Here is a 24287-nt window from a genome sequence, read left to right as displayed (position 1 = left end):
TAGTTGTAATAATATCTTAGTTATAGGTCGAAGTAGCAACTTCAAAAGAAGAATCTTTAGCTGCTAAATAGCGCTCTGCATCAAGTGCAGCCATGCAACCTGTTCCTGCTGCAGTAATTGCTTGTCTGTAAACATGATCAGCAGCATCTCCACTAACAAAAACACCTTCAACATTGGTTTTACTAGTTCCAGGAACGGCATTAATAATGTAACCCGTTTCGTCTAAATCTAAATAATCTTTAAAGATGTCTGTATTAGGTTTGTGACCAATTGCTACAAAGAATCCTGTAGCTGGAATATCATGTACATCTCCAGATATATTATTTTTTACTCTCACTCCAGTAACAACTTGCCCATCTCCTAAAACTTCTTCTGTTTCAGTATTAAAAAGTATCTCTATATTTTCGGTATTCTGAACACGAGCAGCCATAATCTTTGAAGCTCTAAACTCATCTCTACGAACTAACATTGTTACTTTTTTACACAACTTAGATAGGTAATGTGCTTCTTCACAAGCAGAATCTCCTGCACCAACAATAACTGTTTCTTGGTTTCTATAAAAGAAGCCATCACAAACAGCACATGCCGAAACACCTCCACCTAATTCTAAATACTTTTGTTCTGAAGGCAATCCAAGATATTTGGCTGAAGCACCTGTAGAAATTATAATGGTATCCGCATGCATTTCCTTTTCACCATTAATCCATACTTTATGAATATCTCCAGAAAAGTCAACTTTAGTAATCCAACCATGACGCACATCTGTTCCAAAACGCTCCGCTTGCTTCTGTAACTGTATCATCATTTCCGGACCCGTAATTCCATCTGGATATCCAGGGAAATTTTCGACATCATTAGTTGTGGTTAACTGGCCACCAGGCTGCTCACCTTGATATAAAACTGGAGCCATATTTGCTCTTGCTGCATAAATCGCTGCAGTATAACCTGCAGGTCCAGAGCCAATAATTAGGCATTTAACTCTTTCTATAGTATCTGACATAATTGTATTCATTTAATCAAAACAAAAGTAGTTTTTTTAGGCAAAACCTTACATAGAAGTTATCAACAGAAACAATGGTTTTATTCATAAATTTTATGACTCCAAAACCTATCATTATTTTTTGTAACTTATTGAGTGTTAAACCACTCAAACCTACTCGCCATGAAAACAACGATTTACAGCTTACTCGTTCTATTTTTTTTAATATCATGTACCAACAACAAATCTACAATACCAAAATCTAAAGAAGTCTCTGAATCCAATACCATTGAGCAACTCTCAATTGAAGGCAATTGGGAAATGGTTGGCTTTTATAATTACAAAGACAATGTATTGATGGACTCTTTTAAAACAAATATGGGCTACAGACAAGTAAAAATGTTTAATAAAAACAAGGTCATGTGGAGCAAACTTGTGCCAACAGATTCTATCGAATGGTTTGGTTACGGAAGTTACACTGCAACAGATTCTACGCTTACAGAACAAATGGAATATGGTTCTAGTGTAATGAATAAAGTTATAGCAGAACAACAAGAGTTTAACTATAGATTAGTGCTTACACAAAATACATTTAGTCAAATACAAATGGATGAAGAAGGCAATATGGTTTATTCAGAAAACTATAAGCGTATTAGAGAATAACACCTGAGCTTCTATAAAATTGAAAGAAATAAAAAAAGCTCAGTAAAAACTGAGCTTTTTTGTCGGGGTGGCAGGATTAACTGCGTTCATCCCTTTAGGGTTGTTGCAAATTAAAGCTTTGCTTTAATTTAGTAAAAACTAAAAATCCTCTTAAGAAAATAAATTTCCTACGAGGATTCTCTGTTTTAATTTGTCGGGGTGGCAGGATTCGAACCTGCGACCTCCGCGTCCCAAACGCGGCGCGATAACCGGGCTACGCTACACCCCGAATAGTTATCATTTTAGGAGTGCAAATATAGATAAAATACGAGGTTTACCAAATAAGTTTTCAAAACTATTTAACCTTAACAAATAATTTAGAAAACATCGTAATTTATATCTGTTATTTTGTAACAATTAAAACCTAACTACCATCAAGCATAAACCAAACTTCGTAATAAAGCATATTCTAGTCATAGTTTTCTGTTTTTATAGTTTAACTCTACTGTCTCAAATAAAAGGAAAGATAATTGATAGTCAAACAGGAGTTGCTATACCAAATGTCAGTATTATGTCTTCTGATAATTCAAAAAGCTATTCAAATTCGGACGGACTCTTCCAAATAGAAAGAAAAGGGTCTTATACTTTTGAACACCTAGGCTATTTAAAACTAGTTAAGCGCATTGAGTCAGATGATTACTTAATCATTCAAATGACTATAAAGCCTTCAGAATTAAATGAAGTTATTATTGATGCCAACCACATCCCTAAAGCACTAAAAAAAGCAGTTACAACTACCGAGATAGTAACAAAAAAAGATATTGAATTAGGGAATAACATAAACATCGCACAAGTTCTCAACCGAACGCCTGGTCTTTTTATGCAAAGTGGTGCTTTAAACACCAATAGACTAACTATAAGAGGCATTGGTTCTCGCAATCTTTTCGGAACTTCAAAAATAAGAGCGTACTTTAAAGATATTCCTTTAACTAATGGTAGTGGCGAAACTAATATCGAAGATTTTGAACTTAACACAATTTCGCAAATAAATATTACTAAAGGCGCAACATCTAGTATTTACGGTGCTGGCTTAGGAGGCACAATTCAACTTACACCAACAAACGCAAATTTAAATGAGACTTCTGCCAATTCAGAATTTTCTTTTGGTTCTTTTGGCCTTCTTAAAGCCACCATTAATTTTAACCACGGAACCACAAAACATAGTTTTAGAGGCGTATATAGCAATACTACCTCTGATGGGTTCAGAGACAACAATAATTACGATAGACAAACTTTTACATTGACCTCTAATCATTTTATAAATGAAAAGAATGCATTGACTTTTCTTGGAAGCTATGTCGATTTAAAAGCTTTTATTCCAAGCTCAATAAATGAAGACACTTTTATAAATAACCCAAGTGCCGCAGCTTTTACATGGCGTCAAGCACAAGGCTTTGAAGATTCTCAACGCGGTATCTTTGGTGTGACATGGAATCATTCCTATACTAAAAACATAAAACAGATAACTAGTGTTTTTACATCCTTTAGAACTAATTATGAACCTAGGCCTTTCAATATTTTAGATGAAAACACATTCGCATATGGTGCAAGAAGTCGTTTGTTAGGCAATGTTCAACTTTTTAAAAAACCTCTTAACTATACCATAGGTGGCGAATATTTTAAAGACAATTACACTTCTAAAACCTTTCAAAACCTATATCAAGATTTCCCTGAAGGTACAGGAAGTGTCCAGGGTAATGAACTGTCTAATTTTAAAGAAGACAGAAACTACTATAATTTATTTTTTGAAATAAATTACGAGTTATCAGATAAAACTGCATTAGTTGCTGGGCTTAATTATAACCAAACTTCTTATGATTTAGACGATCGTTTTCCTGCATCTAATACCAACCCCAACCAATCAGGAACATTTAAATTCGACGGTATTTTCTCACCTAAAATTGGATTATCATATTTAGCAACCAAAACTATCAGTCTATATTCGAGTATAAGTCAAGGCTTCTCTCCTATTTCGTTGGAAGAAACCTTGTTGCCAGATGGACAAATAAACACTGAACTTGAGCCTGAAACTGGCTGGAATTACGAAATTGGTACTCGCGGAACTCTTTTAAATAACAAACTGCAATTTAATCTTGCTGTATATCGATTAGACGTTAGAAATTTATTAGTAGCAAGACGCACCGCTGATGACCAATTTATTGGTGTTAATGCTGGCCAAACACTTCATGATGGCTTAGAGTTAGGGTTAAATTCTAAGCTCATAGACAATGAAAACTTTAAACTGAATGCATTCTTTAACTATAGTCTTAACAATTACAAGTTTGAAGATTTTATAGATGAAGAAACTGATTTCTCCGGTAATGATTTAACTGGTGTCCCGTCTGATATCTTAAACGCTGGTATAGATTTTAATTCTAAGATTGGTATTTATGGTAATATTAATTTTCAACATGTTGGTCGTCAACCTATAACGGATAGCAACAGTTTATATAGCAATAGCTATAATCTTACCAATATCAAAGTTGGTTTTCAAAAAAGCATTTCAGAAAAACTTACTCTAAATATATTTTATGGTTTAGACAATATTTTTGATGAAGATTATGCCTCACAAATTCTTATAAACGCACGTAGTTTTGGAGGTAGTCAACCACGCTACTTTTACCCTGGAAATCCTGTAAATTATTATGCCGGATTAAATATTAACTATATGTTTTAAACAAATATGTCTAACTTTAAATCGTAAAAACCTCATTATCATGAAACAAATAAAGTTATTAATTGTTGCCTTAAGTATTGTCTTTACAGCTTGCGGACAAAAACAAGATAAAAAAACAGAAACAGCTACAGTAACAGAACTAGAAACACAAATTGAAGTTGGTACAGAATCTTCTGTAAAAGCTGATGCTGCTACAAACATAAATTACAAAGCCGAAACTGTAGTTCCAGATTTAAGTATTCCCTGGGGAATGGCTTTTTTACCTGATGGGTCAATGTTGATTACAGAAAAAGCTGGTGAATTGATACATTTTAAAGATGGCAAAAAAACAAGTATTGAAGGTTTACCAGACATATATGTTCGTGGGCAAGGTGGATTGTTAGATATAGAATTGCATCCTGACTATGCAAACAATGGTTGGTTATATATTACACATGCCTCCGAAGATGGCGGTGGTAATGGTGGAAATACAGCATTGTTAAGAGCAAAACTAGAAGGCAATAGATTAACTAATGTAGAGCGTTTATACAAGGCTAGTCCAAATTCTCGTCGTGGCCAGCATTTTGGTTCTCGTATAGAGTTTGACAATGATGGTTATTTATACTTTTCCATTGGTGATCGAGGAAATAGAGATGAAAACCCTCAAGATATTACTCGTGATTGCGGAAAAGTATATAGATTAAATGATGATGGCTCAATCCCAAAAGACAATCCTTTTGTCAACGAGGCTAATGCTAAAACCGCCATATTCAGCTATGGTCATAGAAACCCTCAAGGTATGACTAAGCATCCAAAAACTGGAAAAATATGGGTGCATGAGCATGGGCCAAAGGGTGGCGATGAAATTAATGTTGTACAAAAAGGAAAAAACTTTGGATGGCCAGTAATTAGTTATGGTGTTAACTACAGTGGGACAAGATTTACAGATATTACTGTAAAAGAAGGCATGCAGCAACCTTTATTTTATTGGGTGCCATCAATTGCGCCTAGCGGAATGGATTTTGTGACATCTGATAAATATCCTGATTGGGATGGAAACTTACTTGTAGGCTCTTTAAAATTTGAATACTTAGAACGATTGGTTATCGAAAATAATGAAGTTACTAAGCGCGAAAAATTATTAGAAGGTATGGGGCGTGTAAGAGACGTTAAGCAAGGCCCAGATGGTTTTATTTATGTAGCATTAGAAAATGTAGGTATCGTAAAAATTGTCCCTAATTCATAACCACATGAACACAAAATTAGTATTGCCTTTTCTAATATTAGGCATTGTTTTCACAAGTTGTAATGATAAAAAAGCTGATGTAAGCTATAGCAAAAAAAGTTCACTTAAACCTTCAAAAGAGCTATCGCCTTTGGAGAAGAGTATTAAAACAGGTAAGGTCATATACAAAGATATGTGTGTTACATGTCATCTAGATAATGGCAAAGGTGTGCCAAAGGCGTTCCCACCATTAGCAAATTCGGATTATCTAAAAGATAATCAAGAAGAAAGTATTCTGGGTTTAAAAAACGGTATGAAAGGAGAAATCGTTGTTAACGGAGAAACCTATAACAGTTATATGGCACCACTTGGGCTTGGCAATGATGAAATTGCTGATGTCATGAATTATATTAATAATAGTTGGGGAAATGATTTTGGTAAAATGATTACAGAAGAAGAAGTTACAAATCTCATCAAAAAATAAGCTTATTTAGCTAACTTTGTACCTTAAACGAAAACTAAGCCAATAAATGCTAATAATCGGAATTGCCGGAGGTACTGGATGTGGTAAAACTACTGTAGTGAATACTATTATTGATGAACTACCTGAAGGAGAAGTCGTCGTTATATCTCAAGATTCTTATTACAAAGAAACCTCGCATTTAAGTTATGAAGAGCGTGTTAAAATTAATTTTGATCACCCAAGATCAATAGATTTTGATTTATTAGTTAGCCATCTTAATGATTTAAAAAATAATAAATCTATTGAACAGCCTGTATACTCTTTTGTTAAGCATAACAGGACCGGTGACACTATTCTAACAAAACCAAGAAAAGTTGTTATTGTAGAAGGCATTCTAATTTTAACAAATCCTGAAATTAGGGACTTATTTGATATAAAGATATTTGTACATGCAGATAGTGACGAGCGCTTAATCAGGCGTCTAAAAAGAGATATCAGTGAGCGTGGTAGAGATATAGACGAAGTATTGACTAGGTATCAAAACACATTAAAACCAATGCACGAACAGTTTATTGAGCCTATGAAAGAGTATGCAGATATTATTATCCCTAACAATAAATACAATACCGTTGCGGTTGATATTGTAAAAACAATAATTAGCGAGCGCTTATAAGATGGCAAAATTCAACAAAAAATATCTAAAACCATTAAAAAACTTTTATGTTGTTGGCTTAATTGCCTTTGCGATATGGATGATATTTTTTGACACACATTCTTGGCTACTACATAGAGATTTAAATAAGGATATGGATGCGCTTGAAAATGAAAAACAGTATTACAATAAAGAAATGCGTAAAGACAACAAAGCTATTAAAGAATTAAGCACTGAAGAAGGTGTGGAAAAAGTAGCAAGAGAAACGTATTACATGAAAAAGCCAAAAGAAGAGATTTACATTATAGAATACGAAGACAGTATTCCAAAAAAGAAGAAAAATGAGTAAATCGTTATTCAAAGATTTTAATCCAGTGTCTTCTAAAGAATGGAAACAGAAAATCCAAGTAGACCTTAAAGGAGCAGATTACAATGATGCTTTAATTTGGAAAACATCAGAAGGTATAGATGTTAAACCTTTTTATCATTCTGATGAGTTTGATAAATACCCTAACATCTCGAATACAGAAGCTACAAACTGGAAAATTTCTCAAAGCATAGATGTAACAGATATTATTGAAGCTAATTCAGCTGCTATTGAAGCTTTAAGTAAAGGTGCTGAGCATATTGTTTTTAATTTAAAAAATGAGGACGTTAAACTGCAAGAATTACTATCTGGTATAGATACACCAATTCATATTAATCCTAAAAAATTATCTATTGAGCTAATTGAAGAGATTTCAGAACTTAACAAGTCAAACAGCATCACACTTAATAATGATATTATTGGTAATCTCGTAAGAACTGGAAATTGGTATACAAATCTGAAAGAAGACCATACCATATTTGAATCTTCTGTAAAAAACACCAATCAACTTTATATAGACCTTAGCTGTTATCAAAATGCAGGCGCTACAAATATTCAGCAATTAGCATATGCTTTAGCACACATAAATGAGTATTTAAATCATTTAGAAAATCCGATTAGTAAAGAATCTAAAGCGTCTCTTAAAGTTACTTTTAATATATCTGTCGGCAGTAATTACTTTTTTGAAATTGCAAAGCTACGAGCATTGAGACAATTATGGAGCTCACTTGCAAGTGCTTATGCTATAAATCAAGATTGTACAATAGCAGTAACACCAAGTAAACGCAATAAAACCATTTACGACTATAATGTAAATATGCTACGTACAACTACAGAGTGTATGAGTGCCGTTTTGGGTGGTGCTAACATAATTTATAACCAACCGTACAATCAATTGTTTCAAGAAACAACTGAGTTTGGTGAGCGTATCTCTAGAAATCAATTATTGATTCTAAAAAGTGAAAGTTATTTTAATGCCGTAAACAACCCTTCTGACGGTTCTTATTACATCGAGCAGTTAACAACTCAACTGGGAGAAAAAGCATTAAAGCTTTTCAAAAATATTGAAGCAAATGGCGGCTTTTTAGATCAGTTAAAAGAAGGCACAATTCAACGAAAGTTAAAAGAAAGTGCTCAAAAAGAACAAGAGGCTTTTAACAATGGTGATATCACACTTTTAGGCACAAATAAGCATCCTAATCTAGCTGATAAAATGAAAAACACGCTTGAAAAGCACCCGTTTTTAAAAATTGAAAAGCGAAAAACTATTATAGAACCTATTATAGAAAAAAGGCTATCTGAAAACTTGGAGGTCAAAAGATTAAATGAAGAATAAAACATGAGAATGAAAACATCTATAGTCCCAATTTTGTTGATTTTTATAATCACTTTACAATCTTGTAAAAATGATATTAAAATCGAAAATGTTTTTGAACAAAACGTAGAGACAAATACATTACCTGGAAAAAAGCATTTCCTTGAAGAAGATGATATTCAAATATTTCTTCCAAAAGTTTTTGAGCGTTATGCCGCTGCAGAATACGAAACTGTTTTAGACTCTCTAGTTCAAAACAAAAAACAATTTCTTTTAGAGCGAGAACGTCTTAAAAATCTAAGAGGATTAAAAGGCAATAATTATATCTTCTTTGCACCAGGAGTTAACGCTACTTATTTTGTAAATACAATTCCTTATGCTCCAATTAGAAAGCAAGACGCGCAAAAATTATTAGGTATTATTAGACAGAATCAAAATCGTGCAACAGAAAACACGCAAGTAGAATTCACAAAAATCACAGCAAAATACAGTTCATTAACTAGTGCCCAAGTCTTCAAAGCAATTTTTAGAGTAGACTTAAAAAAAGAAAAGACATTTTATTTTCAGCACGCTTATTTCATAAGCTCTAATCAAAAATCAGTGTTATTAAATTTAACAACACCGATGGATCTTGACCTTGACCCATATATTGAAAAAATGATTTTCTAATGAAAAGAAAAGACATTCAACATATTACGTTAAATACTTCTAAGGTAAATAAGTCTCCTCAAAATGAGAACGTATTTAAAACTGCTGAAGATATTGATGTAAAATCAACATACTCTGAAAAAGACATAAAAGACTTAGAGCATCTTAACTTTATTGCCGGTATAGCACCTAATCTTAGAGGCCCATATTCAACGATGTATGTTCGTAGACCTTGGACCATACGTCAATATGCCGGTTTCTCAACTGCAGAAGAAAGTAATGCTTTTTATAGACGTAATTTGGCAGCCGGACAAAAGGGCTTATCTGTAGCTTTTGATCTAGCTACGCATCGTGGTTACGATAGTGACCATGAACGTGTGGTTGGTGATGTCGGTAAGGCTGGTGTTGCTATTGATTCTGTTGAAGATATGAAAGTACTTTTCGACCAGATTCCATTAGATAAAATGTCAGTGTCTATGACCATGAATGGTGCCGTTTTACCAATCATGGCATTTTATATTGTTGCTGCTGAAGAGCAAGGTGTAAAACCTGAACAATTAGCTGGCACAATACAGAATGATATTCTAAAGGAATTTATGGTACGTAATACCTACATATACCCACCAACGCCTTCAATGAAAATTATCTCCGATATTTTTCAATATACAAGTAACAATATGCCGCGTTTTAATAGCATTAGTATCTCAGGATATCATATGCAAGAAGCTGGAGCTACCTGTGATATTGAGCTTGCATACACGCTCGCAGATGGTTTAGAATATATTAAGAAAGGGTTAGAAGCTGGTATGGATATCGATACCTTCGCTCCTCGCCTTTCGTTCTTTTGGGCCATAGGTATGAATCATTTTATGGAGATTGCAAAAATGCGAGCTGCTCGAATGCTTTGGGCTAAAATCGTTAAACAATTCAATCCAAAAAACCCAAAGTCTTTAGCTTTACGAACACATTGTCAAACATCTGGCTGGAGTTTAACAGAACAAGACCCGTTTAATAATGTTGCCCGTACATGCATTGAAGCCTCTGCAGCTGCCTTTGGCGGTACTCAAAGTTTACATACCAACGCATTAGATGAAGCCATTGCTTTACCAACTGATTTTTCTGCACGTATCGCTAGAAATACACAAATATACCTTCAAGAAGAAACACATATTACAAAAACTGTTGACCCATGGGCAGGTAGCTATTATGTAGAAAAGTTGACGCATGATATTGCAGAAAAAGCTTGGAAATTAATCGAAGAAGTTGAAAACCTAGGCGGTATGACAAAAGCCATTGAAGCAGGCATTCCAAAACTTCGTATCGAAGAAGCTGCTGCTAGAAAGCAAGCACGCATAGATTCTGGTCAGGATATTATTGTTGGCGTAAATAAATACCGACTTGAAGAAGAAGATCCGCTTCATATTTTAGAAGTGGATAACCAAACGGTTAGGCAACAGCAGATTGAACGCTTAAACCAGATAAAAGCTGAAAGAAACACTTCTGAAGTTGAAGCAGCATTATCAAAATTAACCCAAGCTGCAAAATCGAGTGAAGAAAATTTATTAGCTTTAGCTGTAGATGCAGCTCGGAAACGTGCAACCTTAGGCGAAATTAGTAATGCTCTAGAAGCCGAATTTGGACGTTACAAAGCACAAATAAAATCATTCTCAGGTGTGTACAGCAAAGAAATAAAAGACGATAGCAGTTTTAAAAAAGCACGTGAATTAGCAGATCAATTTGCTGAACAAGATGGTCGTCGTCCACGTATTATGATTGCCAAAATGGGACAAGACGGTCATGACCGTGGTGCAAAGGTAGTTGCTACTGGTTATGCCGATGTTGGCTTTGATGTAGATATTGGTCCATTATTTCAAACACCTAAAGAAGCCGCAAAACAAGCTGTGGAAAACGATGTGCATATTCTTGGTGTTTCATCATTGGCTGCGGGTCATAAAACATTAGTTCCACAAGTTATTGGAGAGCTTAAAGCTTATGGGCGTGATGACATTATGGTTATTGTTGGCGGTGTTATCCCAAAACAGGATTATCAATATTTATTTGATGCTGGTGCTGTTGCTGTTTTTGGGCCAGGCACAAAAATTAGTGATGCAGCTATTCAAATATTAAAAATACTCATCGACTAATATTTATCTTAATTATTTTAATCCTTCACAATTTTTAACTAAAAATTTAGTTAAAATATAAAAACTCTTACATTTGTCAGACTTTTATGACTAAATTGGGTGTTCAAAAAAATTAAATTAAACCATCAATTATGAAAACATTAGTTTCTGCAATACTACGTACTGCTTTATTTTGTTTAGTTGCATTTTCGATTTCAGGAAATGCACAGATTACAACCAATCCTGAGAATCAAAAAACAGGTTCAGTTCCATCGGATAACTTACCTATTACACCAGATGTAAAAATTGGAAAATTATCTAACGGTCTTACCTACTACATTCAAAATAATGGAAAACCAGAAGATAAAGTTGAATTACGCTTAGCTATAAAAGCTGGTTCCATTTTAGAAACCGACGATCAAGTTGGTTTAGCCCACTTTATGGAGCATATGAATTTTAATGGCACAAAGAATTTTGAAAAAAATGAACTTGTAGATTATTTACAAGGTATTGGTATTGAATTTGGTGCTGACCTTAATGCCTATACTAGCTTTGATGAAACTGTATATATCTTACCTATTCCTAGTGATGACCCAGAAAAATTAGATAAAGGATTTCAAATATTAAACGATTGGGCAGGAAACGCACTTCTAACTGACAAAGATATCGATGAAGAGCGTGGTGTAGTTATAGAAGAATATCGTACAAGGTTGGGTGCTGCTACTCGTATGCAAAAAAACTATTTGAACAAGATTGCATACAAGTCGAGATATGCAGACCGATTACCTATTGGTACAAAAGAAAATTTAGAAACTTTTAAATATGAAAGTGTAAGAAATTTTCAAAAAGATTGGTATAGACCAAATTTAATGGCAGTAATAGCAGTTGGTGACTTAGATGTTGAAACACTTGAAAAAAAGATTAAAGCTAATTTTGGAGATTTAAAAAATCCTGAAAACCCAAAACCAAGAGAGGAATATGGTTCTGAAAATCATGAAGGTACATTAGTTGCTATTGAATGGGATGAAGAAGCAACATCTAGTCAAGTTCAAATTTATTATAAAGACAAAGGACAGCCACAAAAAACAAGAACAGTAAAAGATTATAGGGACAATGTCGTTGAAGGTTTGTTTGACCAAATGATTAATAATCGTCTAGCTGAATTCAGTAACAAACCTAATCCACCTTTTATATTTGGCTTTTCTTACAAAGGGCAAATCATTGGTAATAAGGAAGCTTACCAATCGTTCGCACAAACTAATGAAACTGGACAAATGGCAGCGCTTAGAACTTTGCTCGAAGAAAATGAACGCGTAAAGCGTTATGGTTTTAAAGCTTCAGAATTTGAGCGTGCTAAAAAAGATTACTTAGTACGACTTGAACGTTCTTATAAAAATAAAGATAAGTTAGAATCTAATAGAATTGTTGGACGTTACGTTCAACATTTTCTAAGAGAAAATCCTATTCCTGGAGAAGCATGGATATTTAATTATGCCAAAGAGGAACTACCTAATATTAAGTTAGATGAAGTAAATAGTCTAATTAAAGATTTTTTACATGATGATAATCGTTTAGTTGTGTTAACTGGCCCAAAGAAAGAAGGTCTTAAAAAAGTTACCGAAGAGGAAGTTATTGCATTGCTAGATGAAGTAAAAAAATCTGATGTATCAGACTATGAAGATGAAGCCGTAAGGAGTGAAATGATGACTACAAAGCCAGCTAAGGGGAGTATTGTAGATATGACAATAAATAATCACGAAAAAATAAATGAAACTATTACTTTAACATTAAGTAATGGCGCTAAAGTAATTTATAAAAAGACTAATTTCAAAAATGATGAAGTATTATTTGACGCTTTTAGTTATGGAGGTTCTTCATTATATAGCGATGAAGACTTTTTACAAGTTGCACATGCAAATGGCGGTCTAGCAGAAGCTAGTCTAGATGGTTTATCAAAAAATGACATGGCAAAAATGATGTCTGGTAAAATTGCTAGAGTTAGACCTTCAATAGGTACTTATTCTGAAAATTTAAGAGGCTCTGCATCTCCTAAAGATTTAGAAACCCTTTTTCAAATGATTCACCTGTATTTTACAAAATTAGATAAGGATGATGAAGCCTTTGCCTCATATGTTAGTAAGCAGAAAGCATTTTTAGGAAATATAGGTTCAAATCCAAATATTTCGTTTCAATTAGCAGTTGGCAAATTTTTAAATGAAGGAAATCCAAGATATACAGGCCTACCATCTCCTGAGGATTTGGACAAGGCAAATTATGCATTAGCCTACGAAAAATATAAAGAGCGCTTTGCCAATGCTGGAGATTTTAATTTTTACTTTGTTGGCAACATTGATGATAACAAAATAGGTGAATTAGCAGAAACCTATATTGCATCACTTCCAGGAAATGACACTAGAGAAACTTACAAAGTACCATCTTTTAGACCAAAAACAGGTGCACATGAACTTACAGTAAGAAAAGGCTCAGAACCACAAAGTCAAGTACGCTTAAGTTGGTCGGGTGAGACAGAATACAATGCTAAAGAAGCTAGAGCTTTGGATGCTGTTGCTGAAGCATTGAGTATAAAGCTTATTGAAAAACTGAGAGAAGAAGAAGGTGGTGTTTATGGTGCAGGTGCAAGAGGTTCTATTAGTAAAATACCATATGGTAGATTTAATTTCAGTATTTCATTCCCATGTGCACCTGAAAATGTAGATAAATTAATTGCTGCATCTATAGCCGAAGTCGAAAAAATTATAGAAAATGGACCTACTGATGAAGACTTAGATAAAGTAAAAAAGGCAAAATTACTATCTCGAAAAGATCAATTAGAACAAAATCGTTTTTGGTTAAATGTAATTAGAAGTGCAGATTATAATAAATCTGATATTAACAACGTGCTCAACTACGAAAAAAACATAAATGCATTAACAAAAAAAGACCTTCAAGCTGTCGCGAAAAAATATTTAACAAAGGGGTATTTAAAAGCTATTTTATTACCTGAAGAATAGAATCATTAGATAAATAGTTTAATAAAAGAGCGGCAAATTTGCCGCTCTTTTTAATTGCTAGTATGTTAACAACTTCCGTTTTCAAAACCCATAAATAATCGTATTTTTAAACCCTTAATCAACCAAATCAATTAATGGGTAAAATCATAGCCATAGCAAACCAAAAAGGGGGTGTTGGTAAAACAACAACTTCTGTAAACTTAGCCGCTTCACTGGGTGTTTTAGAAAAAAACGTCTTACTAATAGATGTCGATCCACAAGCAAATGCAAGCTCAGGTCTAGGTATAGATGTGGATGCTGTAGAAATTGGTTCTTATCAAGTTTTAGAACACACAAAAACAGCTAAGGAAGCTATTGTTTCTTCAAACGCACCTAATGTAGATATTATACCTGCACATATAGATTTAGTAGCCATTGAAATAGAATTGGTAGATAAAGATGAACGTGAGTACATGCTCAAAAAAGCAATAGCAGAAATAAAAGATGAGTATGATTTCATAATCATGGATTGTGCGCCGTCCTTAGGTCTACTAACATTAAATGCTTTGACTGCAGCAGATTCTGTTATTATACCTATTCAATGTGAATATTTTGCGCTTGAAGGCTTGGGTAAACTATTAAATACGGTAAAGAGTGTACAAAAAATACATAATGAAGCGTTAGATATAGAAGGCATGCTCTTAACGATGTTCGACTCCAGATTACGATTATCTAATCAAGTCGTTGAAGAGGTGCAAAAGCATTTTAGCGATATGGTTTTTGATACGATTATTCAACGTAATGTTCGTTTAGGAGAAGCACCAAGTTATGGTGAAAGCATCATCAATTACGATGTTAGCAGCAAAGGCGCTGTAAATTATCTTAATTTGGCAAAAGAAATTATTAAAAAGAATTTATAATGGCTAAGGCAACAAAAAAACAGGCATTAGGTCGTGGACTATCTGCATTACTAAAAGACCCAGATAATGATATAAATTCTGCTCAAGACAAAAATGCTGACAAAGTCGTTGGTAACATTGTTGAATTGGATATTGAGGATATAGAAATGAATCCGTTTCAACCTCGTACAAATTTTAATGAAGAAACACTTCGTGAATTGGCATCTTCAATACGCGAATTAGGTGTTATCCAACCGATAACAGTTCGAAAATTAGCATTTAACAAATACCAACTCGTATCTGGAGAACGTCGTTTTAGAGCTTCAAAATTAATTGGAAACGCTACAATTCCGGCGTATATAAGAATAGCAAATGACCAAGAGTCCTTAGAAATGGCTTTGGTTGAAAACATTCAACGCCAAGATTTAGATCCTATTGAAATCGCACTATCCTACCAACGATTAATTGACGAAATTAAGCTAACTCAAGAGCAAATGAGTGAGCGTGTTGGTAAAAAACGCTCTACAATTGCTAATTATTTACGTCTTTTAAAGCTAGATCCAATCATACAAACTGGTATGCGTGATGGCTTTATTTCTATGGGTCATGGCCGTGCAATGATTAACATTGAAAGCCAAGTAGATCAATTAGAAGTTTACGAAAAAATTATAAGCAATAAGCTTTCTGTAAGAGCAACTGAGGCCTTAGTAAAAAATCTAAATAACCCTACAGAAGTTAAACACACATCTGAAGTAAACGAACTTCCTAAACCAATTAAAAAAGGTATTAAGGAATTTTCGGAATACTTTGGTCATAAAATTGACGTTAAGTTAGCTAAGAATGGTAGCGGAAAAATTTCTATCCCTTTTCATTCTGAAGAAGATTTTAACCGTATTATAAAACTTGTTAAAAGTGCTAAATAAGCAACTTACCTTTTTATTAATTTGTTTTTTATTTTCGGTATTTGGGTTTTCTCAAGTACAAAGAGACAGTACCATAGATACAACAATAGATGACTTAACACTTGACAAAGCCCTACTAACCAAAAGAGAAATAGACCCATTAAGGCCATCTAAAGCAGCATTCTATTCTGCAATACTACCAGGATTAGGTCAAGCCTATAATAAGAAATACTGGAAAATTCCTATCGTACTTGGAGGCATTACTGGTGGCATTCTAGTTTATGATTTTAATAACAGGCAGTATAACCGGTATCGAGACGCTTTTAAAAGACGTTTAGCAGGTTTTACCGACGATGAATTTTTTGGCTCTGGAGCTAATCCTGTAATTTCAGATGATGGACTTATAAGGGCACAACGTCAGTTTAGGCGCAATAGAGATATTGCAACTTTAGTCACTGTTGGCATTTATGTACTTAACATTATTGATGCTAATGTTGATGCGCACTTGTTACAATTTAATGTTGACGAAAATTTAGCCATGCGGCCTCATTTTCAGTACAATCCTATGGAAGACTCTTCAGATTTAGGAGTCACAGTCAATTTCAAATTTTAGATTTTTAACAGATGAAAATAGCTTTACTCGGTTATGGTAAAATGGGAAAGATTATTGAGCGTGTTGCTATAGAGCGTGGGCATTCAATATGCTTCAAAGCTAATAGTAAAACCAAAGCTTTACATTTTGAAGATGCTGATGTTGCCATAGATTTTAGCATACCTTCTACTGCAGTTTTAAATATTAAAAGTGCTATAAATGCCAATGTGCCTGTAATTTCTGGGACCACTGGTTGGCTTGAGCATTACACCAATATTACAGCACATTGTAACGCCAACAATGGTGCTTTTTTATATGCCTCAAACTTTAGCTTAGGTGTTAATATCTTCTTTGAGGTCAATCGTGTTTTAGCATCACTAATAGCGAAGTATCCTGATTATCATCTTGGTATTGAAGAAATTCATCATACGCAGAAGTTAGATGCACCAAGCGGAACAGCAATTTCGCTAGCTAACGATATTATTAAAACTTCGGATTACAAGAATTGGACTTTAGATAGCCCAAATTCTGATGAAATAAAGATTGATGCCAAGCGTATTGAAGACGTTCCTGGAACTCACATTATAAGCTATAACTCTGAAGTTGATTCAGTTGAAATAAAGCATACAGCTCATAACAGAGAAGGTTTTGCATTAGGCGCTGTCATTGCTGCTGAATGGATTGCTGATAAAAAAGGGGTCTTTAGCATGAAAGACGTCTTAAATATTGGTTAATTTGCACAAAATTTGAAACAAATAGTAATACTTTTCTACCAACAGTAGATTAAAACAAAATATATGAACTGGACTGAGTGGCTAATCTTATTTTTGATATTACAAGTTATACACGGACTTGGCACATGGAAACTCTATATTAAAGCAGGAAGACAAGCTTGGGAAGCATTTATCCCTGTGTACAATGCCATAATCTTAATGAAGATTATTACACGTCCTTGGTATTGGGTTATTCTTATATTCTTACCAATTGTAAATCTTATCATGATTCCTGCGACTTGGGTAGAAACCGCAAGAGCTTTTGGAAAGGATACCAAGTTAGACGCATTAATTTGCATAGCAACTTTAGGATTCTACCTCTATTATTTAAACTATATCGCTGATGTAGATTTTATCAAGGATAGAAAATTAAAACCAAAAACATCTGCTGGCGAGTGGATCACGTCTATCTTATTTGCCATTGTTGCTGCAACAATTGTCCATACCTACTTTTTTCAACCTTTTGTAATTCCGTCATCATCTTTAGAAAAATCCCTCTTAGTAGGAGATTTTTTAGTTGTAAGCAAACTACATTATGGAGCACGTGCACCAATGACAACAGTAGGTACACCAATGGTACATGACACTATACCTGTAGTCGGTGTAAAATCGTATTTATATGATGATAATTTTGAAAAGCGCAATACATCATGGAAAAACAAATTACAATTACCCTATTTTAGATTCCCTGCTTTCGAAAAAATAAAAAACAACGACTACGTTGTTTTTGGTCAGCCTGCTGATACATTAAGGGATATGAATATATTTACACCGGACCGTAATTATTACAAACCCATTGACAAAAAAACAAATCTCGTAAAACGTTGTGTTGCGATTCCTGGTGACACTCTAGAAATCAGAGAAGGTTATGTTTATATTAATGGTAAAAAGAATGAACTTCCAGATAGAGGAGAACTTCAGTTTTCTTATGATATAAAATTTAAAAATGAATTAAGAAGTCAGACAGATATCAATAGAATTTTGGCATTGCTCAATCGTGCAGATATTGATGATGGTATTATTCAAACGCCTGACGGAACCTATAGAATAAATGCCGCGTCTGATAAGGCTATTGCTCAAATAAAAAATCATCCAGAAGTATTATCCGTTAAGAGAAATATTCAAGAAAAAGGCGTTTATGGCGGAACGTTTCCACGTGATCCAAATTATTCATGGAACATAGATTTCTTTGGCCCATTATATATCCCTAAGGCTGGAGATTCAACTAAATTAACAGTACAAAATTTACCACTTTATGACAGACTCATACAAGAATATGAAGGCCATAACGTATACGCTAAAGGAAACCAAGTCATCTTAGATGGTAAAGTCGTGAATTCATATACTTTTGAAAAAGACTATTATTGGATGATGGGAGATAATAGACACAACTCCATTGATGCTCGCGCATGGGGCTTTGTCCCATTTGACCACGTTATTGGTAAACCTGTATTTATTTGGATGAGTATCGATGGTATTAACGATGGCATTAAAAATTGGAGCATACGCTGGGACCGTGTTTTTACAACCGTAAACGGAAAAGGCGAGCGAGTGTCTTATCTTATACCATTTTTAGCAGTAATTTTTGGAATTACATTCTTTAATCGCTGGAGGAAGAAGAAAAAAGCAAAAGCAAAATCTTAAAAAAGATGAATGATTCTTTACTAAACAACTTGCTAGAAGCTTTAAAGTTTTCACCTGATAACATACCTCTGAATATACAAGTGCATACTATTTATATGAATAATATGGATTATGTAAGCGCTGAGAAATATATACTTAATGTTTTAGATTTAGATTCTTCAAAAGAACATAAATACCTTTTAGCTCTTTGCTATTTTAAACAAGGAAAATATAATTTATCTGAAGTAATATTAGAAGAAATTGCTTCAAATTCAGATAGTATTGAAGTGCTAGAACTGTATTGTGAAACATTGATGAAACTCAATCAAAATAATGAAGCAAAAGAAATTTATCAATCGATTCTAGAAATAAATCCCCGATATGAAAATGCTGAGCTTGATAGCATTTTCAGAATTAAGAATGCAAATAGTTCTGATGATTTTACAGACAATGATGCTATAAATTTTATAAAAAAATCTGATATAAAATTCCAACATGTTGGAGGGATGGACAAGGTAAAAGAAGAGATTGATTTAAAAATAATTAAACCTCTTCTCCATAAAGATTTATATAAAGCCTATGGTAAAAAAATAGGTGGAGGAATCCTATTATATGGACCTCCTGGATGCGGAAAAACTCATATCGCTAAAGCAACAGCTGGTGAAATTAATGCAAACTTTATTAATATTGGCATTAATGACATATTAGATATGTGGTTAGGAAATTCTGAAAAAAACCTACATGAAATTTTTGAAACTGCAAGAAAGCATAAACCCTGCGTAATTTTTATTGATGAAATTGACGCTCTAGGTGCAAACCGAAACGATATTAATAAAAATGCAGGCCGGACAGTTATTAATCAATTTCTTGCTGAACTAGATGGTATAGATTCAGATAATGATGGGATTTTAGTTTTGGGAGCTACGAATGCACCTTGGTATATTGACCCTGCCTTTAGAAGACCTGGCAGGTTTGACCGTATTATTTTTGTCGCTCCACCAGATATTGAAGCAAGAAAGAGTATTTATCAAATTCAACTTCAAGGAAAGCCAACTGATAAAATTGATATAAAAGCGCTATCAAAGAAATCCTCCAATTTTTCTGGTGCAGATATAAAAGCAAGTATAGACATTGCAATTGAAGAAAAGTTGCAAGAATCTTTTAAAGATGGTATTCCGAAACCTTTAAATACAAAAGATATTACTAAAGCTATTGCAAAATTGAAACCTTCAACAAAAGAATGGTTTTCTTCAGCTAAGAACTATGCATTATATTCTAATGATTCAGGTTTATACGATGATATTTTATTGTATTTAAAAATTAATCGATAATGCAAAATAGTTCAAATTTTGAAAGAGGTCTTCAACTTTATGAGTTGAATAGATTTAAAGACGCCATCCCATATTTTGAAAATGAATTAACTCAAAATATTGATAATTTTGAAGCAAAACTTTTTTTAGCTTATTCATATTTTAATACTGATGATATAAGTAATGCTAAAAACCTATCGATAGAATTGCGTAAAATTGCTCCTAATTATGCACCTACATATCATATTTTATCACAAATTGCACTTCATCAAGAAGATAATAAAAATGCAAAAGCAAATATCGAGCAAGCTATAAGTCTTGATCCGTTTAATGCTGATTTTTTTGGATCTAAATCCTATATATTAATCAATCAGAAAGAATTTTCCGAAGCCTTATTTTATGCTAATAAAGGATTAGAAATAGATGCCAAAAATAGAGTCTGCTTAAATGCTAGAGCGACCTGTCTTACAAAACTAAATCTAAAAGAAGAAGCGCAAGAGACTATAGAAAATTTATTAAATGATGACCCAGAGAATTCATTCTCACATGCCAACGTAGGCTGGAGTCATTTAGAAAACAACAATTTAAAAAGTGCTCTTCATCATTTTAAAGCATCTTTAAAAATAGACCCTAATGATGAATACGCCAGAGATGGTATGCTAACTGCTGTAAAAGCAAAAAATGTAATATATAATTGGTACTTACGTTATGCCTTTTGGATGCAAAAAAAATCTGGGAAAAGTCAGATATTTTCTTTGATAGCCATCTATTTAGTCTATAGGTTTTCAGTGAAACTTTTAGCTTTTAGTGGTTTATCTTTTCTAGCGTTACCATTAATTATTCTTTATCTACTTTTTGCTTTAGGCACATGGATAATGGAACCAATATCTAATATGATATTGTTATTTGATAAATATGGAAAATATTTACTAGATAAAGACTCTCGTCAAAGTGGTCAAACTATGCTTGCACTATTTTCAATTTCAATAGTGAGTTATTTGGCTAATTTATTATTAAACCTTGACATATTATTCCTATTAAGTTTATCAAGTTTAGCAGCAACGCTGCCATTATCAAAGGCTCCATTAAATTATAAAAAAGACTCAAAAATCTTTGATTATATCTATGGTTCTATAATTTTGTTAGCACCAATTATTGGTTATATTATAGGTTATGATTTAGAAACACTACTTACTACTTTAATAATTCTTTTTGTAGCTTATACATGGTTAGCAAGTTTAATTTTTAGATAATATAATTGTTATTACATCCTACATATTTTCCTAATATTTCGCATTTTGTAGCAATATTAACTTCTGAAGATTTAATTTTTGAAGTCTGCGACAATTACCAAAAGCAAACCTATAGAAATCGTAGTGAGATTTATGGCGCCAATGGCAAATTAGTATTATCAGTACCTGTTTCTTACACGCAAAAGCTACGACAACAATCAAAAGATGTTCAAATTTCAACTACAGACAACTGGCAATTGCAGCATTTAAAATCTTTAGATTCGGCCTATCGCATGTCGCCTTTTTACGAGTTTTACATTGACGACTTAAAACCAATATTTGAGACGCCGTTTAAATACCTATTAGATTTAAATCTAAAATGTTTCGAGTTGATTTTAGAAGCTTTAGAACTACAAAAAAGCTATTCGTTATCTGAAGATTTTATAGTACCAGACCATACTACAAACGACTATAGATACTTGGTAAATGCAAAAAAAAATACCAATTTTCAATTTAATACGTACACTCAAGTCTTTACTGATAAGCATGGTTACTTTCCTAACCTAAGCATCTTGGATTTATTATTTAATGAAGGTCCTAATACTCTCAATTACCTAGAAGCACAAATACCAAAACTGTAATGTTGCAAACAATACTACATTACGGTATTCATTTTATAGGCCCATTACTTATGGCCTTATTTTTTTTCAGGAACAAATGGAAAACAGCTTATGCAATTATGCTCTTAGGAATACTTATAGACCTAGATCATTTGTTAGCAAATCCAATTTTTGACCCAAATCGCTGTAGTATTAACTACCACATTCTACATAGCTATTATGCTATTACCATATATTTAATTTTAGCATTGCTAAAACCAACACGTTTACTTGGGCTAGGGCTATTAATACATATTATTGCTGATGCTGTAGACTGCAGTTTTATGTTACTTTAAAACAGCCTTAATTGGATAATGGTCAGAGAGTTTAATATCATAGTTTTTAAAACCATTAACTGTGAAGGACTCATCTACCAGAATAAAATCGATTCGTAATGGAATTATATTAAAATCAAAGGTTTTACCAAAGCCATTACCAGCCAGTTCAAAAGCATCTTTTAGGTCTCCTTTAATTTTGTCATAAACATAAGAATAAGCTGTGTTATTAAAATCTCCAGTAATAATAGATTTGTATGGGCATTTGGCTTTATGTGCCAATACTAACTCAGCTTGAAATTGCTGCATTTGAAAAACTTCTCCGATGCGTCTGGTTAATTTTTCTGAACTTTCCTTTTTAAGCTCACTGACTTCTGTACTGATCTTTGAAGACTGTAAATGCAAATTATAAATCCTAATCGTATCTTTTTGCCTCACGACATCGACAAATATGGCGTTATTAGACGTGTTTGGAAATGCAATAGAGCCAGAATTAATTATAGGATATTTTGAAAAAATAGCTTGACCACTTTTTACCTTCCCATCAGAAACACTCTCAAATTTCTCGTAACCTTTCAACTTAAAATCATCACTTTTACGGTATTCTTGAAAGCTAATAATAGTTGGGTTTTCAGACTTTATAAACTTTAAGATATCCGTTTCTACAGTTTTGCTAGGAAGCCATTCAAACAAATTAAAAAGCCTCACATTATAATTCATTACTGAAAAGTTAGAGGCGTCATCTACGGTTTTAGAACCCGTAAATTTGTATATAGATGTGATATAGCTAAACCCAATTAATAAAACAAAAAGTGATAACAACAGCTGCTTTTTTGCATTAAGCAACCAATACAAAAAGAACAATATATTTAAAACAATAAGTACCGGAACAGCTAAACTTAATACAGAAAGCAAAGAGAAACTTTTAGGCGGAATGTATGGTAATATGTATGATACTAGTAATAAGAAAGCAGCCAAAGAATTGACAAAAAAGATAATCTTATTTATAAATTTAAGTTTGCGCATATATCGCTATTTCCCAGCCTTGAATAAGAATTCTTTTTCTTCTGCAGTTAAACTCTCATAACCACTTTTGCTTATCTTATCCAATATTACATCTATTTGCTTCTGTTTATTAAACGTATCAAATTCGGTTTTGGTCTTTCCGGCATAACCAGACTTCCGGTTTTTACGATATACAGTTTTTAGATTAGACTTAGGTTTAAACAAACTCATAAAACGGTCCATAAGACGTTCAAAACCTGAGCCAATGTCTTTACCCTCAAGTAATTTCTTAGCGTAGTAAAATCCTAACAAATAGCCACCAATGTGAGAGACATAACCTCCTGAGTTGAGGCCAAGTAACATTCTAAAAACATCTAGACCTATAAATATCAGAGCAATGTATTTCCATTTAATATTAAATAAATTAAACAGTCGTATTTCTGACTCTGGCATATAAGTCGCAACAAATAATAACAATGCAGCAACACCAGCAGAAGCACCACGTAAAGTACCACCAGCTCCAAAGAAATCAGTAGGCCAAAGATTAGCAATAGACATGTACAACACACCTCCTATAATAACGCCTAATACATACACATTGAGCACGAGCTTAAGTCTAAAAAGATTGACTGCTATGCGTGATAAGTAAAACAGAAACAGCATATTGAATAACAGATGCCATAAATCTGTATGTATAAAGCTATACGTAACTATAGACCAAGGTTGCCATATAAAATCATCAAAATCAGAAGGCAATACAAAAAAGCGACTGACTGCTCCCAATCTTAAAACTCTTAATAAAATAATAGCTATAAAAATAATGCCATTGGCAACTATAATCTTACCAAACGTATTAAGGCCATTGTATTTATATTTTAAGTCTTGAAACGTACTCAT

Annotated in this window: 22 protein-coding genes and 1 tRNA gene; 19 read left to right on the top strand and 4 right to left on the bottom strand. The window is 33.3% G+C overall.

Annotated elements, in window-relative coordinates; genetic code table 11:
* Positions 1–16: 16 nt before the first annotated feature.
* The gene (gene trxB / locus IEV10_RS07530) at positions 17–1000 is read right to left on the bottom strand and encodes a thioredoxin-disulfide reductase (RefSeq protein ID WP_188374061.1); all 984 of its coding nucleotides are present in this window, start codon (positions 998–1000) and stop codon (positions 17–19) included.
* A gap of 162 nt (positions 1001–1162) precedes the next feature.
* Between trxB and IEV10_RS07525 the strand changes: the two genes are divergently transcribed.
* A complete protein-coding gene (locus IEV10_RS07525) occupies positions 1163–1642 on the top strand; it encodes a hypothetical protein (protein WP_229719626.1) in 480 nt (159 codons plus the stop codon).
* A gap of 193 nt (positions 1643–1835) precedes the next feature.
* On the opposite strand, the gene IEV10_RS07520 is transcribed toward IEV10_RS07525, so the two are convergent.
* Positions 1836–1910 (bottom strand) — tRNA-Pro (locus IEV10_RS07520).
* 282 nt (positions 1911–2192) lie between these two features.
* Here IEV10_RS07520 and IEV10_RS07515 point away from each other — a divergent pair.
* From IEV10_RS07515 to IEV10_RS07430, 18 genes are all read left to right on the top strand, one after another.
* Complete coding sequence (locus IEV10_RS07515) at positions 2193–4358, top strand: TonB-dependent receptor family protein (protein ID WP_188374060.1); 2166 nt, start codon at positions 2193–2195, stop codon at positions 4356–4358.
* A gap of 40 nt (positions 4359–4398) precedes the next feature.
* Complete coding sequence (locus tag IEV10_RS07510) at positions 4399–5583, top strand: PQQ-dependent sugar dehydrogenase (protein ID WP_188374059.1); 1185 nt, start codon at positions 4399–4401, stop codon at positions 5581–5583.
* Positions 5584–5587: 4 nt separating this feature from the next.
* Positions 5588–6046, top strand: coding sequence for a c-type cytochrome (locus IEV10_RS07505; protein ID WP_188374058.1), 459 nt, complete (start codon positions 5588–5590; stop codon positions 6044–6046).
* A 46-nt stretch (positions 6047–6092) separates the two neighbouring features.
* The gene (gene udk, locus IEV10_RS07500) at positions 6093–6698 is read left to right on the top strand and encodes a uridine kinase (RefSeq protein WP_188374057.1); all 606 of its coding nucleotides are present in this window, start codon (positions 6093–6095) and stop codon (positions 6696–6698) included.
* 1 nt (position 6699) lies between these two features.
* Positions 6700–7026: an FtsB family cell division protein gene (locus IEV10_RS07495; protein WP_188374056.1), complete on the top strand. Its 327-nt coding sequence runs from the start codon at positions 6700–6702 to the stop codon at positions 7024–7026.
* The gene (locus IEV10_RS07490) at positions 7019–8380 is read left to right on the top strand and encodes a methylmalonyl-CoA mutase subunit beta (protein ID WP_188374055.1); all 1362 of its coding nucleotides are present in this window, start codon (positions 7019–7021) and stop codon (positions 8378–8380) included. Before IEV10_RS07495 ends, IEV10_RS07490 begins: the two co-directional genes overlap by 8 nt.
* 9 nt (positions 8381–8389) lie before the next feature.
* On the top strand, positions 8390–9028 hold the full coding sequence (locus IEV10_RS07485) for a hypothetical protein (protein WP_188374054.1): 639 nt from the start codon (positions 8390–8392) through the stop codon (positions 9026–9028).
* Positions 9028–11151, top strand: coding sequence for a methylmalonyl-CoA mutase (gene scpA / locus IEV10_RS07480; RefSeq protein ID WP_188374053.1), 2124 nt, complete (start codon positions 9028–9030; stop codon positions 11149–11151). Before IEV10_RS07485 ends, scpA begins: the two co-directional genes overlap by 1 nt.
* 131 nt (positions 11152–11282) lie before the next feature.
* A complete protein-coding gene (locus IEV10_RS07475; RefSeq protein ID WP_188374052.1) occupies positions 11283–14141 on the top strand; it encodes a M16 family metallopeptidase in 2859 nt (952 codons plus the stop codon).
* A 134-nt stretch (positions 14142–14275) separates the two neighbouring features.
* On the top strand, positions 14276–15040 hold the full coding sequence (locus tag IEV10_RS07470) for a ParA family protein (RefSeq protein WP_188374051.1): 765 nt from the start codon (positions 14276–14278) through the stop codon (positions 15038–15040).
* Positions 15040–15942: a ParB/RepB/Spo0J family partition protein gene (locus IEV10_RS07465; protein ID WP_188374050.1), complete on the top strand. Its 903-nt coding sequence runs from the start codon at positions 15040–15042 to the stop codon at positions 15940–15942. The genes IEV10_RS07470 and IEV10_RS07465 overlap by 1 nt, the downstream gene beginning before the upstream one ends.
* Positions 15932–16534 carry a DUF5683 domain-containing protein gene (locus IEV10_RS07460; protein WP_188374049.1) on the top strand — a complete coding sequence of 201 codons (603 nt, stop codon included), beginning with the start codon at positions 15932–15934 and terminating at the stop codon, positions 16532–16534. Before IEV10_RS07465 ends, IEV10_RS07460 begins: the two co-directional genes overlap by 11 nt.
* Before the next feature lie 11 nt (positions 16535–16545).
* A complete protein-coding gene (gene dapB / locus IEV10_RS07455; protein ID WP_188374048.1) occupies positions 16546–17247 on the top strand; it encodes a 4-hydroxy-tetrahydrodipicolinate reductase in 702 nt (233 codons plus the stop codon).
* A gap of 63 nt (positions 17248–17310) precedes the next feature.
* On the top strand, positions 17311–18930 hold the full coding sequence (lepB, locus tag IEV10_RS07450; protein WP_188374047.1) for a signal peptidase I: 1620 nt from the start codon (positions 17311–17313) through the stop codon (positions 18928–18930).
* Positions 18931–18935: 5 nt separating this feature from the next.
* On the top strand, positions 18936–20240 hold the full coding sequence (locus IEV10_RS07445) for an ATP-binding protein (RefSeq protein WP_188374046.1): 1305 nt from the start codon (positions 18936–18938) through the stop codon (positions 20238–20240).
* Entirely contained in the window at positions 20240–21472 is a 1233-nt protein-coding gene (locus IEV10_RS07440; RefSeq protein ID WP_188374045.1) for a tetratricopeptide repeat protein, read from the top strand. Before IEV10_RS07445 ends, IEV10_RS07440 begins: the two co-directional genes overlap by 1 nt.
* A gap of 5 nt (positions 21473–21477) precedes the next feature.
* Complete coding sequence (locus IEV10_RS07435) at positions 21478–22092, top strand: WbqC family protein (protein ID WP_229719624.1); 615 nt, start codon at positions 21478–21480, stop codon at positions 22090–22092.
* Positions 22092–22406, top strand: a complete 315-nt coding sequence (locus tag IEV10_RS07430) for a DUF6122 family protein (protein WP_188374044.1) — start codon at positions 22092–22094, stop codon at positions 22404–22406. The genes IEV10_RS07435 and IEV10_RS07430 overlap by 1 nt, the downstream gene beginning before the upstream one ends.
* On the opposite strand, the gene IEV10_RS07425 is transcribed toward IEV10_RS07430, so the two are convergent.
* Both IEV10_RS07425 and IEV10_RS07420 read right to left on the bottom strand, forming a co-directional pair.
* On the bottom strand, positions 22398–23411 hold the full coding sequence (locus IEV10_RS07425; protein ID WP_188374043.1) for an endonuclease/exonuclease/phosphatase family protein: 1014 nt from the start codon (positions 23409–23411) through the stop codon (positions 22398–22400). The two genes, IEV10_RS07430 and IEV10_RS07425, sit on opposite strands and share 9 nt — an antisense overlap.
* Before the next feature lie 6 nt (positions 23412–23417).
* Positions 23418–24287 (bottom strand): rhomboid family intramembrane serine protease, encoded by an 870-nt coding sequence (locus tag IEV10_RS07420; RefSeq protein WP_188374042.1) that lies wholly within the window; start codon positions 24285–24287, stop codon positions 23418–23420.

This window comes from Winogradskyella haliclonae, from assembly GCF_014635865.1.
GTDB lineage: Bacteria > Bacteroidota > Bacteroidia > Flavobacteriales > Flavobacteriaceae > Winogradskyella > Winogradskyella haliclonae.
This window is presented reverse-complemented; position numbering and strand designations above follow the sequence as displayed.